The organism is Arhodomonas sp. AD133 (genome assembly GCF_051195215.1).
Classification (GTDB): domain Bacteria; phylum Pseudomonadota; class Gammaproteobacteria; order Nitrococcales; family Nitrococcaceae; genus Arhodomonas.
In genome coordinates this window covers 1-15,430 of the sequence record NZ_JBNAZM010000006.1, presented here as the reverse complement: position 1 = coordinate 15,430, position 15,430 = coordinate 1, and the positions used below count along the sequence as shown (strand labels likewise).

Annotated in this window: 16 protein-coding genes and 1 pseudogene; 9 read left to right on the top strand and 8 right to left on the bottom strand. The window is 65.5% G+C overall.

Translation table 11 applies throughout. The annotated features are described in order from the left end of the window. Positions 1 to 32: 32 nt before the first annotated feature. The 5 genes from ACPEES_RS05305 to ACPEES_RS05285 all read right to left on the bottom strand — a co-directional run bounded on the left by ACPEES_RS05305 (position 33) and on the right by ACPEES_RS05285 (position 4,451). Positions 33 to 737 carry an ABC transporter permease gene (locus ACPEES_RS05305; protein WP_435101790.1) on the bottom strand — a complete coding sequence of 235 codons (705 nt, stop codon included), beginning with the start codon at positions 735 to 737 and terminating at the stop codon, positions 33 to 35. Positions 738 to 773: 36 nt separating this feature from the next. Next, positions 774 to 1,556 (bottom strand): ABC transporter substrate-binding protein, encoded by a 783-nt coding sequence (locus ACPEES_RS05300; protein WP_435101788.1) that lies wholly within the window; start codon positions 1,554 to 1,556, stop codon positions 774 to 776. Positions 1,557 to 1,586: 30 nt separating this feature from the next. After that, the gene (locus tag ACPEES_RS05295) at positions 1,587 to 2,366 is read right to left on the bottom strand and encodes an ABC transporter ATP-binding protein (protein ID WP_435101786.1); all 780 of its coding nucleotides are present in this window, start codon (positions 2,364 to 2,366) and stop codon (positions 1,587 to 1,589) included. A gap of 319 nt (positions 2,367 to 2,685) precedes the next feature. Next, on the bottom strand, positions 2,686 to 3,447 hold the full coding sequence (locus ACPEES_RS05290; protein WP_435101784.1) for an ABC transporter permease: 762 nt from the start codon (positions 3,445 to 3,447) through the stop codon (positions 2,686 to 2,688). Further along, positions 3,444 to 4,451: an ABC transporter ATP-binding protein gene (locus tag ACPEES_RS05285; RefSeq protein WP_435101782.1), complete on the bottom strand. Its 1,008-nt coding sequence runs from the start codon at positions 4,449 to 4,451 to the stop codon at positions 3,444 to 3,446. Before ACPEES_RS05285 ends, ACPEES_RS05290 begins: the two co-directional genes overlap by 4 nt. A gap of 82 nt (positions 4,452 to 4,533) precedes the next feature. Between ACPEES_RS05285 and soxR the strand changes: the two genes are divergently transcribed. Next, positions 4,534 to 5,007: a redox-sensitive transcriptional activator SoxR gene (gene soxR, locus ACPEES_RS05280; RefSeq protein ID WP_435101780.1), complete on the top strand. Its 474-nt coding sequence runs from the start codon at positions 4,534 to 4,536 to the stop codon at positions 5,005 to 5,007. A gap of 12 nt (positions 5,008 to 5,019) precedes the next feature. Here soxR and ACPEES_RS05275 read toward each other — a convergent pair whose 3' ends face one another. The 3 genes from ACPEES_RS05275 to ACPEES_RS05265 all read right to left on the bottom strand — a co-directional run bounded on the left by ACPEES_RS05275 (position 5,020) and on the right by ACPEES_RS05265 (position 7,153). Beyond that, a complete protein-coding gene (locus ACPEES_RS05275) occupies positions 5,020 to 5,445 on the bottom strand; it encodes a GFA family protein (protein WP_435101778.1) in 426 nt (141 codons plus the stop codon). Between the two features lie 128 nt (positions 5,446 to 5,573). Further along, positions 5,574 to 6,284, bottom strand: a complete 711-nt coding sequence (locus ACPEES_RS05270; protein ID WP_435101776.1) for a glutamine amidotransferase-related protein — start codon at positions 6,282 to 6,284, stop codon at positions 5,574 to 5,576. Beyond that, on the bottom strand, positions 6,284 to 7,153 hold the full coding sequence (locus ACPEES_RS05265) for a MurR/RpiR family transcriptional regulator (RefSeq protein ID WP_435101774.1): 870 nt from the start codon (positions 7,151 to 7,153) through the stop codon (positions 6,284 to 6,286). The genes ACPEES_RS05270 and ACPEES_RS05265 overlap by 1 nt, the downstream gene beginning before the upstream one ends. A gap of 239 nt (positions 7,154 to 7,392) precedes the next feature. Between ACPEES_RS05265 and ACPEES_RS05260 the strand changes: the two genes are divergently transcribed. The 8 genes and pseudogenes from ACPEES_RS05260 to glyA form a co-directional block, all read left to right on the top strand. After that, positions 7,393 to 8,757: a glutamine synthetase family protein gene (locus ACPEES_RS05260; RefSeq protein ID WP_435101772.1), complete on the top strand. Its 1,365-nt coding sequence runs from the start codon at positions 7,393 to 7,395 to the stop codon at positions 8,755 to 8,757. Between the two features lie 52 nt (positions 8,758 to 8,809). Then, on the top strand, positions 8,810 to 10,204 hold the full coding sequence (locus ACPEES_RS05255) for an aldehyde dehydrogenase family protein (protein ID WP_435101770.1): 1,395 nt from the start codon (positions 8,810 to 8,812) through the stop codon (positions 10,202 to 10,204). A 61-nt stretch (positions 10,205 to 10,265) separates the two neighbouring features. Continuing rightward, positions 10,266 to 11,447 (top strand): iron-containing alcohol dehydrogenase, encoded by a 1,182-nt coding sequence (locus tag ACPEES_RS05250; protein WP_435101768.1) that lies wholly within the window; start codon positions 10,266 to 10,268, stop codon positions 11,445 to 11,447. 78 nt (positions 11,448 to 11,525) lie between these two features. Further along, the gene (locus tag ACPEES_RS05245; RefSeq protein WP_435101766.1) at positions 11,526 to 12,572 is read left to right on the top strand and encodes a TRAP transporter substrate-binding protein; all 1,047 of its coding nucleotides are present in this window, start codon (positions 11,526 to 11,528) and stop codon (positions 12,570 to 12,572) included. A 231-nt stretch (positions 12,573 to 12,803) separates the two neighbouring features. After that, on the top strand, positions 12,804 to 13,247 hold the full coding sequence (locus ACPEES_RS05240) for a TRAP transporter small permease subunit (RefSeq protein WP_435102046.1): 444 nt from the start codon (positions 12,804 to 12,806) through the stop codon (positions 13,245 to 13,247). After that, positions 13,244 to 14,566, top strand: coding sequence for a TRAP transporter large permease (locus tag ACPEES_RS05235; protein ID WP_435101764.1), 1,323 nt, complete (start codon positions 13,244 to 13,246; stop codon positions 14,564 to 14,566). Before ACPEES_RS05240 ends, ACPEES_RS05235 begins: the two co-directional genes overlap by 4 nt. A gap of 255 nt (positions 14,567 to 14,821) precedes the next feature. Continuing rightward, entirely contained in the window at positions 14,822 to 15,196 is a 375-nt protein-coding gene (gcvH, locus tag ACPEES_RS05230; RefSeq protein ID WP_435101762.1) for a glycine cleavage system protein GcvH, read from the top strand. 45 nt (positions 15,197 to 15,241) lie between these two features. Beyond that, positions 15,242 to 15,430 (top strand): annotated as a pseudogene (gene glyA, locus ACPEES_RS05225) (serine hydroxymethyltransferase); the annotation flags it as partial.

The window sequence follows — 15,430 nt, the reverse complement described above, 5'->3', positions numbered from 1 at the left end:
CCCCGTCGGCGGCGCTTGGCTGCACGCTCGGGTCACGACATCAGTCCGTCGTGCCCTTCGAATCCGGCGCTGTAACGCCGCTCGAGCCAGCGCAATAACACCATCGAGACCGTCGTGAAGGCGAGAAACGCCAGCGCCACGGCGGTGTAGAAGGTGAATGGCAGCCGCGTCGCACTCGCGGCGAGCCCGGCCTTGTGCACCAGATCGTCGAGACCGATCACCGAGACCAGCGCGGTGGTCTTGAGCAGCACCAGCCAGTTGTTGCCGAAGCCGGGCAGCGCATGGCGCACCATCTGTGGCAGCAGGATGCGCGTGAACACCTGCCAGGCACTCATCCCGTAGGCGTGACCCGCCTCCAGCTGTCCGGCGGGCACCGCCATCACCGCACCGCGAAACGTCTCGGCCATGTACGCGCCATAGATGAAACCGATGCCGACAATGCCGGCGGTCAGGGCGCTGACGTCGATGTAGCCCTGATAGCCGGCACTGGCGGCGAGATCGTTGACCAGGCGCTGACCACCGAAGTAGATCAGGAACATGAGAACGAGATCGGGGATGGAGCGGATCACGGTGGTGTAGAGGGTGGCCGCCCAGCGCAGCGGCCGGCGGCCGTAGAGCTTGGCGAGCGCGGTCACCATTCCCAGTGCACAGGCGAGCGCCAGGGAGAGCAGGGCCACCTGCACGGTCAGCCACGCTCCCTCGATGAGACTCGGGCCGTATCCCTGAAGATCCAGCATGGTAACCCCCCATCAGCACCGGTCAGAACGCATCGTCTAGTCGCCGTAGACGTCGAACTCGAAATACTCGTTCTGAATGCGCTCGTAGGTGCCGTCGGCGCGGATGCCCGCGATCGCGTCGTTGAACATGCGCCGCAGCTCGTCGTCGCCCTTGCGCACGGCGATGCCTATGCCCTCGCCCAGCCAACGCTCGTCGGTGACATCCGGACCGAAGAACTCGCAGCACTGCCCTGCCTTCGAATCGAGGAAATCCTGCAACGGCACCATGTCGGCGAACAGGAGATCGAGCCTGCCGGTACTCATGTCCAGGAAGGCATCTTCCTGGCTGGTGTAGCGGCGCACGTTGACCGCATCGCCGTAATTGTCGGTCACGTAGCGGTCACCGATACTCGCCCGCTGTACCCCCACGGTTTTTCCGGCGAGACTCTCGGCGGTGGCGGTGACATCCGCGCCCTCGTGCCGTACCCATTTGGCCGGGGTCTGGTAGTACTTGTCGGTGAAGGCGACCTTTTTCTTGCGCTCCTCGGTGATGGACATGGACGCGATGATGGCGTCGTACTTGCGCACCAGCAGACCGGGGATAATGCCGCTCCAGCTCTGCTGCACCAAGCTGCACTCCACCTCCATCTCCTTGCACAGTGCGTGGGCGATATCGATATCGAAGCCCTGCAGCTCGCCGTCGCTGTCGACATAGCTGAACGGCGGGAACGCCCCCTCCACACCGACGCGTACCTGCTCCCAGTCCTTGGCGCCGGCCTGGGCCACGAATCCGGCAAACGCCGCGGCCGCGACAAAGCGGGCAATTCGGTTCACTCGCATGGTCTCTCTCCTCCCAGCGGGATTCACGGTTTACTGTTCGAGAAATCCGGCCAGGAACTCGCGGCATCGCGCGGAGTCCGGCCGGGCGAACACTTGCGCGGGCGGCCCCGCCTCCTCGACGGCACCGTGGTGCAGAAACACGACGTGATCGGAAACATCGCGGGCGAAGCCCATCTCGTGGGTCACCACGACCATGGTCCGCCCTTCCGCGGCGAGATCCCGCATCACCTTGAGCACCTCGCCGACGAGCTCGGGGTCGAGCGCGGAGGTGGGCTCGTCGAAGAGAATCACCTCCGGATCCATGGCCAGTGCCCGCGCGATCGCAGCGCGCTGCTGCTGGCCCCCGGAGAGATGGGCAGGGTAGTAATCGTGGCGCTCGTAGAGCCCGACCTTGTGCAGCAACGCCTCGGCCTGGGCCACCGCCTCGCGCCGTGGCCGGCGCAGCACGTGCACCGGGGCCTCGATGACGTTCTCGAGCACCGTCATGTGCGACCACAGGTTGAAGCCCTGGAAAACCATGGCGAGCCGGGCGCGGACACGCTGCACCTGGCGCCGGTCCGCGGGCTCGACGCCGCGGCGGCGGCGATGCGCCATGCGAATGGTCTCGCCGTGGACGGTGATGGACCCCGCGTCGGGTGTCTCGAGGAGATTGATGCAGCGCAGGAAAGTGCTTTTGCCGGATCCGGAAGACCCGAGGATGGAGATGACATCCCCCTCATGGGCGGTCAGCGAAACCCCTTTGAGCACTTCGACCTCGCCGAAGCGTTTCTCGATGCCCTCGACGTCCAGGGCCGGAGTCGCACCGGTCATGGCATCTCTCCTCCACCGTCTCTTGTGAATCGTTATTTGGGTAGGGATGCTAACCGGGTTCGCGAAAAATTTTCTTTTCGCTTGCACCGCCGAAGCGATGCAATTCAGAGGAATCCTCTAATCTCACCGGCCTCGGCGAACGAATCCGCCAAAGTGGACCGACCGCCACTGCCGTGGCCGTCAGCCGGCATGGCGCCTCCCCCGACACGCCCCGCCTATCGGCATGGGTAAGCAAAGGGCGAATCGCGGAAATGGTGGTACCGAAGGCGGCCGCGCACGATGGCGCGGCCGCCGATTGCGATGCACCCGGATCAGGGCATCAGGCCCGGAGACGGTAGCCGGTGCGAAATATCCACCAGACCATCGCCAGGCACAGGCACATGAACACCGCGGTCATGCCCAGGCTCAGGCCGACGCTCACGTCGGCGATGTCATAGAAGCTCCAGCGGAAGCCGCTGATGAGGTAGACCACCGGGTTGAACAGCGTCACCGTCTGCCATACGGGCGGCAGCATATCCACCGAGTAGAACGTGCCCCCGAGAAAGGCGAGCGGCGTGACGATCAGCAGCGGCACCAGTTGCAGCTTCTCGAAGCCGTCCGCCCAGATGCCGATGATGAAACCGAACAGGCTGAAGGTCACCGCCGTGAGCACCAGGAACAGCACCATCCACACCGGGTGCGCGATTTCCAGGGGCACGAACAGGCTCGCGGTGGCGAGGATGATGAAGCCCAGGATGACGGATTTCGTCGCCGCCGCGCCCACGTAGCCGAGCACGATCTCGAAGTAGGAAACGGGCGCGGAGAGCACCTCGTAGATGGTGCCGGTGAAGCGCGGGAAATAAATGCCGAACGCCGCGTTGGTCAGGCTCTGGGTGAGCAGCGACAGCATGATCAGGCCCGGCACGATGAACGCCCCGTAGCTCACGCCGTCGATTTCGGTGATGCGAGAACCGATGGCCGAGCCGAAGACGACGAAATACAGCGAGGTCGAGATCACCGGCGAGACGATACTCTGCAACAGGGTGCGCCCCGCCCGCGCCATCTCGAACCGATAGATCGCCTTTACCGCATGTAGATTCATTGCCGCTCCCCTACCAGACCGACGAAGATTTCCTCGAGCGAGCTCTGCTTGGTTCTGAGGTCCCGGAAACCGATACCGGCGGCATTGAGGTCGTCGAGCAACGCGGTGATGCCGGTGTGCTCAGCCTGGGTGTCGTAGCTGTAGATCAGCTCGGCGCCGTCGGCGCGGAGCTCCAGGTTGTAGCCGGCGAGCGCCGGCGGGATCCGCTCCAGCGGCTCGTGAAGCTGGAGGATGAGGCGCTTCTCGCCCAGCTTGCGCATGAGCTCGCCCTTCTCCTCCACCACGATGAGCTGCCCCTGGTGGATGACGCCGATGCGATCGGCCATCTCCTCGGCCTCCTCGATGTAGTGCGTGGTGAGGATGATGGTCACGCCGTTGGCACGCAGCGAGCGCACCACATTCCACATCTCGCGGCGCAGCTCCACGTCCACGCCGGCGGTGGGCTCGTCGAGGAAGAGAATCCTGGGCTCGTGGGCAAGCGCCTTGGCGATCATCACGCGCCGCTTCATCCCCCCGGACAGCGTCATCATGCGATTGTTGCGCTTCTCCCAGAGGGTGAGGTCCCGCAGCACGCGCTCGACGTGCGCGTCGTCCCGCGGCTTGCCGAACAGCCCGCGGCTGAAGCTCACCGTCGCCCAGACCGTCTCGAATGCGTCGGTGGTGAGCTCCTGGGGGACCAGGCCGATGAGCTCGCGCGCGGCGCGGTAGTCGCGAACCACGTCGTGACCGTTGGCGAACACCGCGCCGGCGCTGGCATTCACCAGCCCGCAGATGATGCTGATCAGCGTCGTCTTGCCCGCGCCGTTGGGTCCCAGCAGCGCGAAGATCTCGCCGCGGTGGATGTCCAGGTTGATAGCGTCGAGGGCCCGAAAGCCGCTGGCATAGACCTTGGAGAGGTTCTGAACGGACACCACCGGCGGTGCCGCGGTCTGCGCCGCCGGCGTCGCGCCGGCGCGGGGCCGGACCTGCTCTGCCGGCAGCGCCTGTTCAATACGGCTATTCATCTGTGAGCGCTCCAGGGGCTTGTCAATCGTGGAGTGGCAACGTACAACCTCAAGAAAGCTTGAGGTCAAGAGAGCCGGGCACATGGATCAGATCACACCCAAGCAGCGTGGGCGGGCGCTGTCCATCGGCGAAGTGGCCAGCCGCAGCGGTGTGGCCGTCTCCGCCTTGCGCTTCTACGAAGACAAGGGACTCATATCGAGCTGGCGCAACGCCGGCAACCAACGCCGTTACTCCAGAGATGTGCTGCGCCGGGTGGCAATTATCAAGGTGGCGCAACGCGCCGGGGTACCCCTCGCCTCCATCCGCGACGCCCTGGCCTCCCTGCCGCAAGAACGCACCCCCACGGCCGAGGACTGGCGGAAGCTCTCGGCCCGGTGGCAAGCGGAGCTCGACGCGCGTATCGAGTGCCTGTCACAGCTGCGCGATCAGTTGAGCGGGTGTATCGGCTGTGGCTGCCTGTCCCTGGAGCGGTGCCCGTTGCGCAACCCCGAGGACACCCTCGCCTGCGAGGGGCCCGGGCCGCGGCTGCTCGAAGCCGGGGCGGAACGGGCCTGAGCGCCGCCCACGTCAGGTGGGCGGTGCATACTGCGCGAAGACCTCGGCGGCGGTGAGATCGCGGGTCTCGTTAGCGAATGCGTAGTACGGGGGCTTCTCGTCGATGAATATCTGGTGCTTGAACACCCAGTCGTCGCCATCGTCGAACAGCCCCGGCGGGATCATGTACTCGCCGCTTTCCTTGAGCCGGTAGAACAGGTGGGTGCCACAACGGCTGCAGAAGCCGCGCTCCGCCCAGTCGGACGACGGGAACACGGAAACATTCGCGTCACCGTCGATGCGCACGTCACGCCCACACTCGACGGCGAGCAACGGCCCCCCGACCCACTTCCGGCACATGCTGCAGTGGCATGCGCCCATGTCGTTGTCCACGGCCGCCGCCTCGATGGCAACGGCACCGCACAGACAGTGCCCACGCCTCGTCTTCGTCTCGCCCATGACGCCCTCCTTGAACGAATCGGCCGCAAGTGTTCCGGCGGCCTCCACTGGGGTACAGGATACTGACAGCAGGGTAGCCAAAAGACACCGTTCGCGCGACGGGGCGGCACACCGGCGACGCAAGCCGGTCAGGCGGCCCCCGCGAGGAAGCGGAGGATCCAGGCGGCGGCAACGGTCTCGTCGATGGGCTGCGACAGGGACTCCACGCCGGCGCGGTAGGTGTCTTCACCGATGATCGCGCGCCGGCGCTCCATGGTCGCCCGGGAATACGCCTTCGGGAACTCCGGATGCCCCTGGAAGCCGATGATGTGATCGCCGATCTGGTAGATGTCATTGGGGCAGAAGCCGTGACCGGCGAGCCTGACTGCCTCGCGCGGCAGCTCGACCACCTGGTCCTGGTGGCTGACCACCAGCGCGAGCCTCTCCACCGACGGGTACATCCAGGCACGCGAGTCCAGGATGTTGGCGGTGTGCACACCCACCCCCCAGCCCACGTCCGTGGCCTTGCGCACCCGTCCCCCGAGCGCTTGCGCGATCAGCTGATGGCCGAAGCAGATACCGACCGTCGGGCGGCGCTGGGCATGCAGATCCGCCGCGAACGCCTCGGCATGCCGGATCCAGGGGTCATCATCGTAGACGCTCCACTTGCTGCCGGTGAAAAGCCACGCATCGCACTCGTCGGCGGTACGCGGGAACACCTCGGCGGTCAGGTCGTAGACGTGAAACGTCAACGTCGGGTCCTCGCGCGAGAGCAGCTGCTGGAACATGTCCGGGTAATCGCCGAACTCCGGGCGCAGCTCGTCACGCACGTGATCGCATTGCAGAATTCCAAGATGCATCAATCCCCCTCCGACTCGGACTTCGGCCACGTGTCTTCGTAGTACGACCGCAGTGTCTCCAGGTCACGAATGCGCGCCTTCAGGCGAGGCCATTCGCGGTTGTTGAGAGCGGCGATCAAGGCCTCGACCAGGGCGGTGATGGCAGCGACCGAATCCCAGTTCGAAGGCACGTCGATATGTGCCGCGAGCACGTGCTCGGCGTTGCCGGCAATGGGCGAGAGCCACTGGTCGGTGATCAGCAGTACGCGCGTGCCACGCTTGGCGGCCTCCTCGGCGAAGCGCACGACGTCGCCCTGGTAGCGGCGCACGTCGAAGACCACCAGCACCGCGCGGCGATCCATGTCGAGCAGATACTCCGACCAGGACACTGGCGGGCCGGAGACGTGGTGGACACCGCTTCGCAGCACACGCAGGTGCATGTACAGGTAGTGCGCCACGGCATCGGTGAATCGCCCGCCGAGCAGGTAAACGGTGCTGGACTCATTGGCGAGCAGATCCAGTGCGCCATCGAACTCGCTGCGCGGCAACGACGCCACCGACTGTCGGATGTTGTCGCAGGCCGCCTCGGCAAAACGCTGCAGAAAATCGTGGCTGCCGCCGGCATCCGTCTCCTCGCGGCGGTGCTTGGCGAGCGGCGACTTCAGCCGTGCCTCCAGCTCCGTACGCAATGACGTCTGAAATGCCGAGTAACCGCTGAAGCCGAGCTTGGCGATGAAGCGCAGCACGCTCGGGTGACTCACCTGGGCGTGATCCGCGAAGCTCGCCAGCGACTCCAGGCCGATCATCGGGTAGCTCGCCAGGAGCGCGCGGGCCGCCTTGCGTTCCGCCGGCGTCAGGCGATCCAGCCGCCGGTGGATCAGGTCGGCCACGGTCAGGCGCCGGTCTCCTTCGTCCCTGCCCGAATGTTCGTCGGATTTGACAACCGTCACTGCTATGCCATCTTTGAATCGTGCTTGTAATGAATTGTACAGTCTGTTTCCAATGCTTCAAGCATGGTACAAGACGGTACAGACGTTCGCCGTATCGCCACCGCGAACCGGCACCGGCCCGAGCACCACCGAGGCGGGCGAACCATTACAAGAACCACACGACTAGGGAGGACTAGGACATGCCCCACCGCAGCACTCGCGGGCAGCTGACGCTGGACGAGCTCCGCGCCGGCGTGGAGGCGGGCGAGTTTCACACCGTGCTTCTGGCCATGGTCGACATGCAGGGGCGGCTCCAGGGCAAGCGCCTGACCGCCGAGCACTTTCTCGGCGAAGTCGTGACGGACAAGGCGGAGGGATGCAACTACCAGCTCGCCGTCGACGTGGAGATGAACACCGTCGGCGGCTACCAGCACGCCTCCTGGTCCACGGGCTATGGCGACTTCGTCTTCGCGCCGGATCTTTCCACGCTACGCTGCATTCCCTGGCACGACGGCACGGCGCTGGTCATGAGCGACCTGGAGTGGCGGGACGCCTCGCCGGTGACCGTATCGCCACGGCAGATCCTGCGCCGGCAGATCGAACGACTGGCCGAACGCGGGCTCGTCGCCTTCGCGGGCACGGAGCTGGAGTTCATCGTCTTCCGCGATACCTACGAGGACGCCTGGCACAAGGGCTACCGGAACCTCACCCCCGCCAATCTCTACAACGTCGACTACGCATTGCTCGATACCGCTGGCCTGGAGCCGTTGATGGCACGCATCCGCAACGAGATGCAGGGTGCCGGCCTTTCCGTGCTGGATTCCAAGGGCGAATGCAACTATGGCCAGCACGAGATCAACTTCCTCTACGACGAGGCCCTGGCGTCCGCCGACGGCCACGTGATCTACAAGAACGGCGCCAAGGAAATCGCCGCGCAGGAAGGCCATTCGTTGACTTTCATGCCCAAGTTCAACGAGCGCGAAGGCAACTCCTGCCATATCCATCTGAGCGTGCGCTCCCGCGAGGGCGAACCGGTGATGGCCGACGGCGACCGCCTCTCGCCGCTGGGCGAGCACTTCGTCGCCGGCATGCTCTCGGGTCTGCGTGAGCTCACGCTGTTCAACGCCCCCAACATCAACTCCTACAAACGCTACGTCCCCGGCAGCTTCGCGCCGACAGCCGTCGCCTGGGGCCGGGACAACCGCACCTGCGCGCTGCGGCTGGTAGGCACTGGTTCCTCCCTACGCATGGAGAATCGTGTACCCGGCGGCGACGTAAACCCCTACCTCGCCCTCGCCGGCATGATCGCCGCAGGCATTCACGGGATCGACAACGAGCTGCCACTGGAGCCTGCCTGCAACGGCAACGCCTACGAGGCGGACAAGCCCCACGTACCGGCCAGCCTCGGAGCGGCCCGTGAGCTCTTCGCGGCGAGCGAGATAGCCCGCGAAGCATTCGGCGAAGAGGTCGTGGCGCACTACCTGAACATGGCGGACGTGGAGCTCGCCGCCTTCGGTACGGCAGTGACGGACTGGGAACGCTATCGCGGATTCGAGCGGCTTTGAGCGCCATCTCCATGCAACGCCCCCGGCGACCATTCGACCAACGGAGGACGCAGTGACAGAGACTCTTCGGATCATCAGCCCCGTCGATGGCTCGGTCTACGCGGAACGTCGCTACGCCACCGACGCCGAAGCGGCGGCGGCGGTGGACCGTGCCGAGACCGCACAGAAAGCGTGGCGGCAGACACCGCTCGCCGAGCGCCAGCGCATTCTCACCGACGCGCTGGAGCGTTTCCTAGGCGAGCGCGAGAGCATCGCCGAGGAACTGGCCTGGCTGATGGGACGCCCCATCGACCAGGGCGGCGGCGAAGTCGGCGGTTTCGAGGAACGTGCCCGCTACATGATCGACGCCGCCCCCGAAGCGCTCGCGGACGTCGACCCGGGCGAGAAGCCCGGGTTCCGTCGCTATATCCGCCGCGAGCCGGTGGGTGTCGTGTTCGCGATCGCGCCCTGGAACTTCCCGTACATGACCGCGGTGAACTCGATCTGGCCGGCCCTCGCCGCCGGTAACACCGTGATCCTCAAGCACGCGAAGCAAACCGCCGTGTGCGGCGAACGGCTGATGCGCGTGCTCACCGAGGCCGGCCTGCCGGAAGGCGTCTTCCAGGCGCTGCACCTCGACCATGACGTCGCCGCGGGCGTGATGCAGCACCGTGCCGTACGCATGGTCTGCTTCACCGGCTCGGTACGCGGCGGCCAGGCCGTGCAACGGGCCATCGCCGAAGGCGGCGGCTTCGCCGGCACGGGCCTGGAGCTCGGAGGCAAGGATCCCGCATACGTCCGCTCTGATGCCGATCTCGCCAGCACGGTCGCCGGCGTGGCCGACGGCGCGTTCTTCAACTCGGGGCAGTCCTGCTGCTCCCTCGAGCGCGTGTACGTCCACCAGTCCATCTACGATGAGTTCGTCGAACGCCTCACCGCGGAGGTGCGCCAGCTCACCCTTGGCGACCCCCTGGATAGCGGCACGACCCTCGGACCCGTGGTCAACACGGCCGCCGCCGAGTTCGTGCGTGGACAGGTAACCGACGCCGTCGCCGCCGGCGCGAAAGCGCTACTCGACCCGGCCGACTTCCCGGCGAACCGCGCCGATACCCCCTACCTCGCTCCCCAGGTACTCGTGGACGTCAACCACAGCATGCGGGCGATGACCGAGGAAACCTTCGGCCCCCTCGTGGGGGTGATGCCGGTGAAATCCGACGCCGAGGCCATCGAGCTCATGAACGACAGCCCGTTCGGTCTCACCGCCTCGATCTGGACCCGGGACGCGGAAGCGGCGGACGCCATCGGCCAGCACCTGGATACCGGCACGGTGTTCATGAACCGCTGCGACTACCTGGACCCGGCGCTGGCCTGGAGCGGCGTGAAGGACACCGGGCGCGGCTGTACGTTGTCGGTGGTGGGCTACGAACACCTCACGCGGCCGAAGAGTTTTCACCTGAAAGTCGACTGAGTGCGGCGACGAATCGGGTGCGCCTTCGGGCGCAGGTACATCGATACGGGAGATCTGAATAATGGCCAACACGTTCGACCCCGCCTCCGTCACGGCGAACTGGGGGTTTCCGAATAACATGCTCGTCGGCCCGGGGCGACTGGAGGAGCTGCCGAACGCCTGCCGGGAGCTGGGCATCACCCGCCCGCTGGTGGTTACCGACAGCGGTCTGCGCGACCTGCCGCCGATTCGCAACGCGATAGCCATGCTGCTGGAGGCCGGCCTGGGGGCGGCATTGTTCTCCGACGTCCAGGGCAACCCGGTGGAAGCCAACGTGGACACTGGCGTCGCCACCTACCGCGAGGGTGGCCACGACGGCGTGGTGGCCTTCGGCGGCGGCAGCGCGCTGGACGTGGCCAAGGCCATCGCGCTGATGGTGGGACAGACACGGCCCATCTGGGACTTCGAGGACGTCGGCGACAACTGGAAGCGCGCCAACGCCGAGGCCATCGCACCGGTCATCGCCATTCCCACCACCGCGGGCACCGGCTCCGAGGTGGGACGTGCCGGCGTCATTACCAACACCGAAACGCACCGCAAGGTCATCGTCTTCCACCCGCGCATGCTGCCCCAGACGGTGATCCTCGATCCGGAGGTAACCGCCGGGCTGCCCGCGGGTGTCACGGCGGCGACCGGCATGGACGCGTTCGTCCACAACTTCGAAGCCTGGTGCGCGCCCGGCTACCACCCGATGGCGGACGGCATCGCCCTGGAGGGCATGCGCCTGGTCGCCAGTGCCCTGCCCCGCGCCTACCACGACGGCAACGACCTGGAAGCCCGCACCCACATGCTCGCCGCCGCCAGCATGGGAGCACTCGCCTTCCAGAAGGGACTGGGCGGCGTGCACGCGATCGCCCACCCGGTGGGTGCGGTCTACGGCACCCATCACGGGCTCACCAACGCGGTGATCCTGCCCTATGCGATGCAGTTCAATCGCACGGCCATCGCCGAGCGCATGGCCCCGGTGGCACGGACACTGGGGCTGAGCGAGACATCGTTCGAGGCGGTGTTCGAATGGGTGCTCGATTTCCGCAAGCGCCTCGCGATCCCCGACACCCTCGCCGAGCTCGGCGTGGATACCGATCGCGCAGACGAAATCGGGCGCCTGGCGGCGGTGGATCCGCCTGCCGCCACCAATCCGCGGCCCGTTACGGCGGAAGACTTGCGCGAGATCTTCATCAACGCCGTGGAGGGGCGCCTGTAAGGAGAGGCTGTGCAGGGACGCTCCCCTTCAGGGACGAAGACAACACCAATCCGACACCTCGGTACCGGAGGAGGAACCATGAAGAGGCGTGATTTCATAAAGACGGCTGGCGCGGGCGCGATCGCCACGACGGCGGGCTACGCCCCGTACGTCATCGCCCAGAAGAAAACCACGATCCGGTGGCGGCTTCAGACCTATGCCGGCCCCGCACTCGCCGAGCACGTGATCAAACCCCAGGTCGACGCCTTCAACAAGGCCGCCAACGGCGAGATGGTCATCGAGCTGTACAACGCCGACCAGCTCGTCCCCCACGGCGAGCTGTTCCGGGCGCTTCAGCGCGGCACCATCGACGCCGCCCAGAGCGACGACGACTCCATGGCAGCCCCTGTCGACGTCGCCTCGCTGGCGGCGTACTTCCCGTTCGCCTCGCGCTACAGCCTGGACGTCGCCGCGCTGTGGCACTGGTACGGCCTCAACGAGATCTGGGAAGAGGCCTACAGCGAGATCGAGGGCGTGACGTGGCTGGGCGCAGGGTCCTGGGACCCCTGCAACTTCGCCACCAAGGAGCCCATCCGCAGCATGAAGGACTTCGAGGGCAAGCGGCTGTTCATGTTCCCCACCGTCGGGCGTTTCATGCAGCGCTTCGGCGTCGTGCCGGTGAGCATGCCGTTCGCCGACGTGCAGGTCGCCCTGCAGACCGGCGTGCTCGACGGTGTCGCCTGGTCCGGGATCACCGAGGACTACAACAACGGCTGGGCGGACGTCACCGACTACTACCTCACCAACCCGGTCTCCGGCGCCTGGGTGGGCTCCTACTTCGCCAACGAGGATGCCTGGGCCAAGGTACCGGAGCACCTGAAGACGCTGTTCCGCCTGTCCATGGACAGCTCCAACTACTACCGCCTGCACTGGTACTGGTGGGGCGAGGCGCACCACCGCGTCAACGGCGACAAGCTCGAGCTCACCTCGATCCCCGACGAGGAGTGGAGCGAGGTGGAGCAGGAGGCGCTCACGTTCTGGGACGAGATCGCCGAGAAGAGCGAGCGCAACGCCAAGGTCGTCAAGATCCTCAAGGAATACCTCGAGACCATGAAGGCCGCCGGCCCGCCCTACCGCTACAGCTAGACCCGGCAAGCGGAAACCGGTGCGGCGGTGCGGGGGGCACCCGCCCCCTTGCCGACGCACCGGCGCCGGCGAAGCGCACCAGGGCGGAGTCGCCACGGAGGGGCACCAGTGTTCCGGGCCCTGGCGGTAGAGAGCTTGCGTCAGGAATAAGGGAGGAGGCACGTGCCTCGTGCAATAACGCTATACGTTCGATGCGTCGACGCCGCCACCCGCGTGGTCGGCAAGGTGACGATGTATCTGATTTTCGTGATGACCGGCGTGCTGCTGTATTCGTCGATCACGCGAACGGTCTTTAACCTGCCCTTGGTCTGGTCGGTCGAGTTCTCGCAGTTCACGATGTCGGCCTATTACCTGCTGGGCGGCGCCTACGCCATGCTCATGCGCGGCCATGTGCGCATGGACCTGTTCTACGACACGTGGTCGTCGCGCAAGCAGGGCGTGATCGACGCCATCACCGATCTCTGCCTGATCTTCTATCTCGTGGTCCTGCTCATCGGCGCCGTCTCGAGCATCGAATACGCCGTGCAGTACAACCAGGTCGCCCGCAGCGCCTGGGGGCCACCGCTCGCGCCGGTCAAGATCGTCATGGGTCTCGGCATCCTGCTCATGCTGCTGCAGAGCATTTCCACGTTTTTCAAGGATCTGGCCAAAGCCAGGGGGAAGAGCATCGTATGAGCAACGAGCTCATCGCCATCCTAATGTTCGCCTCGATGATGGTGCTGCTCCTCACCGGACAGCGCATCTTCGCCGGCATCGGGTTCGTCGCCGCGGCCTTCTCGCTGCTGCTGTGGGGCGAGGGCGGCGTGGAGATGCCGTTCAACGCGAGCATGACACTGCTCAACTGGTACCCGCTTCTCACCCTGCCCATGTTCATCTACATGGGCTACATGCTCTCCGAGTCCGGCATCGCCAACGATCTCTACGAGATGTTCCATGTCTGGACCGGATCGCTGAACGGGGGACTGGCCATCGGCACCATCGGGTTGATGATCGCCGTCTCCGCCATGAACGGACTGAGTGTGGCAGGCATCGCCATCGGCTCGAGCATCGCGCTGCCGGAGCTGCTCAAACGCGGCTACGACAAGCGCATGGTCACCGGCGTGATCCAGGGCGGCAGCACACTCGGAATCATGATTCCCCCGAGCGTCGTGCTGGTGCTCTACGGCATGATCGCCCGTGTACCCGTGGGCCAGCTATGGGTCGCCGGCGTCATTCCGGGACTGATGATATCCGCCCTGTTCGTGCTCTACATCGTCGTGCGCTGCCACCTGCAGCCCGAGCTGGGTCCCCCGCTGAAACCCGAGGAGCGCCAGATCAGCCGCCGCGAGAAATTCCGCCTGCTGCGCGCGGGGCTGCTGCCGCTGGGCATTCTGTTTTCGATGACGGGCCTGTTCCTGATGGGCATCACCAGCCTCGTCGAGATGGCCGCAGTGGGCGCGACCGCCGCCACACTGGCGACCTGGATCAAGGGCCGGCTCACGTTCCGGGTCATCGAGGAGACCGTGCGGCAATCGCTCAGCGTGAGCTGCATGTTCATGTGGGTGATCCTCGCGGCGCTGAGCTTCGGTGCCGTATTCGACGGTCTCGGCGCCGGCAGGGCCATCGAGACACTGTTCCTGGATCAGTGGGACCTCAATCCCTGGGTCGTGCTCATCATGATGCAGCTGTCGTTCATCCTGCTGGGCATGTTCCTGGACGACACGGCCATGCTGGTGATCGTGGCACCGCTGTACATCCCGCTGGTGATCGCCCTGGGCTTCGACCCGGTGTGGTTCGGCGTGCTGTACACGGTCACCGTGCAGGTGGCGTACATGACGCCACCGTTCGGCTACAACCTCTTCCTGATGCGGGCGATGGCGCCCCCGGACATCACGCTGGGGGACATCTACCGCTCGATCGTGCCATTCGTGCTGCTGATGGGAATAAGCCTGGCCCTGTTGATGGTCTTCCCGGAAATCGTGCTGTGGCTGCCTGAACAGGTGTACGGCAAGTAACCACCCGTCAGCGCCGCCCGCCAGGGAAGGCGGCGGCGCGACCCGGGTGCCGAACCGGCGACGGCCACCACCGGAGACGGACCAATTCGGGCGCCAGACGGCCCCGGAGGCGCAGAGACCGGACCGCACAACACATTTATTTTTCTCATTACTCAATTGCAACTATTTATTTAACAAATCTATTGACCGCTCCTAGAGTATCCGGCAATTCACACGTTCACGCGCCGATACAGGGCATGCACAAGGGGAGAAACCATGACGACAACGCGCTTTACCGATGATCACGAATGGATCCGCCTCGAGCAGGACGGTATCGCCGTGGTCGGCATCACCGACCACGCCCAGAACGAGCTGGGCGACATCGTGCACGTGGATCTCCCCGCGGTTGACCAGTCCCTCGCCCAGGGCGAGGAAGCCGTGGTCATCGAGTCGGTGAAGGCCGCCGGCGAGGTGCGCAGCCCTGTCGCCGGCACCGTCGTCGAAGTGAACGAGACCGTTGCCGACGATCCGGCCAAGGTCAACGAGGCTCCCGACAGCGATGGCTGGCTCTACCGCATGCGTGTCGACGACGCCGAGGATCTCGATGCGCTGCTCGACGAACCCGGCTACCGGCAACTCATCGGCGCCTGAGCGACCGAAACCGAACGGCGCATACCGGGTAAAGGAGGAGGCAGAATGTTCGACAAGACGATGACCATCGCGGGGTTCGACCCGGAACTGGCCGAGGCGATGACGGCGGAGTCCGGCCGTCAGGAAGAGCACATCGAGCTCATTGCCTCGGAGAACCACGCGAGCCCACGCGTGCTCGAGGCACAGGGCAGTGTGCTGACGAACAAGTACGCCGAGGGTTACCCGGGCAAGCGC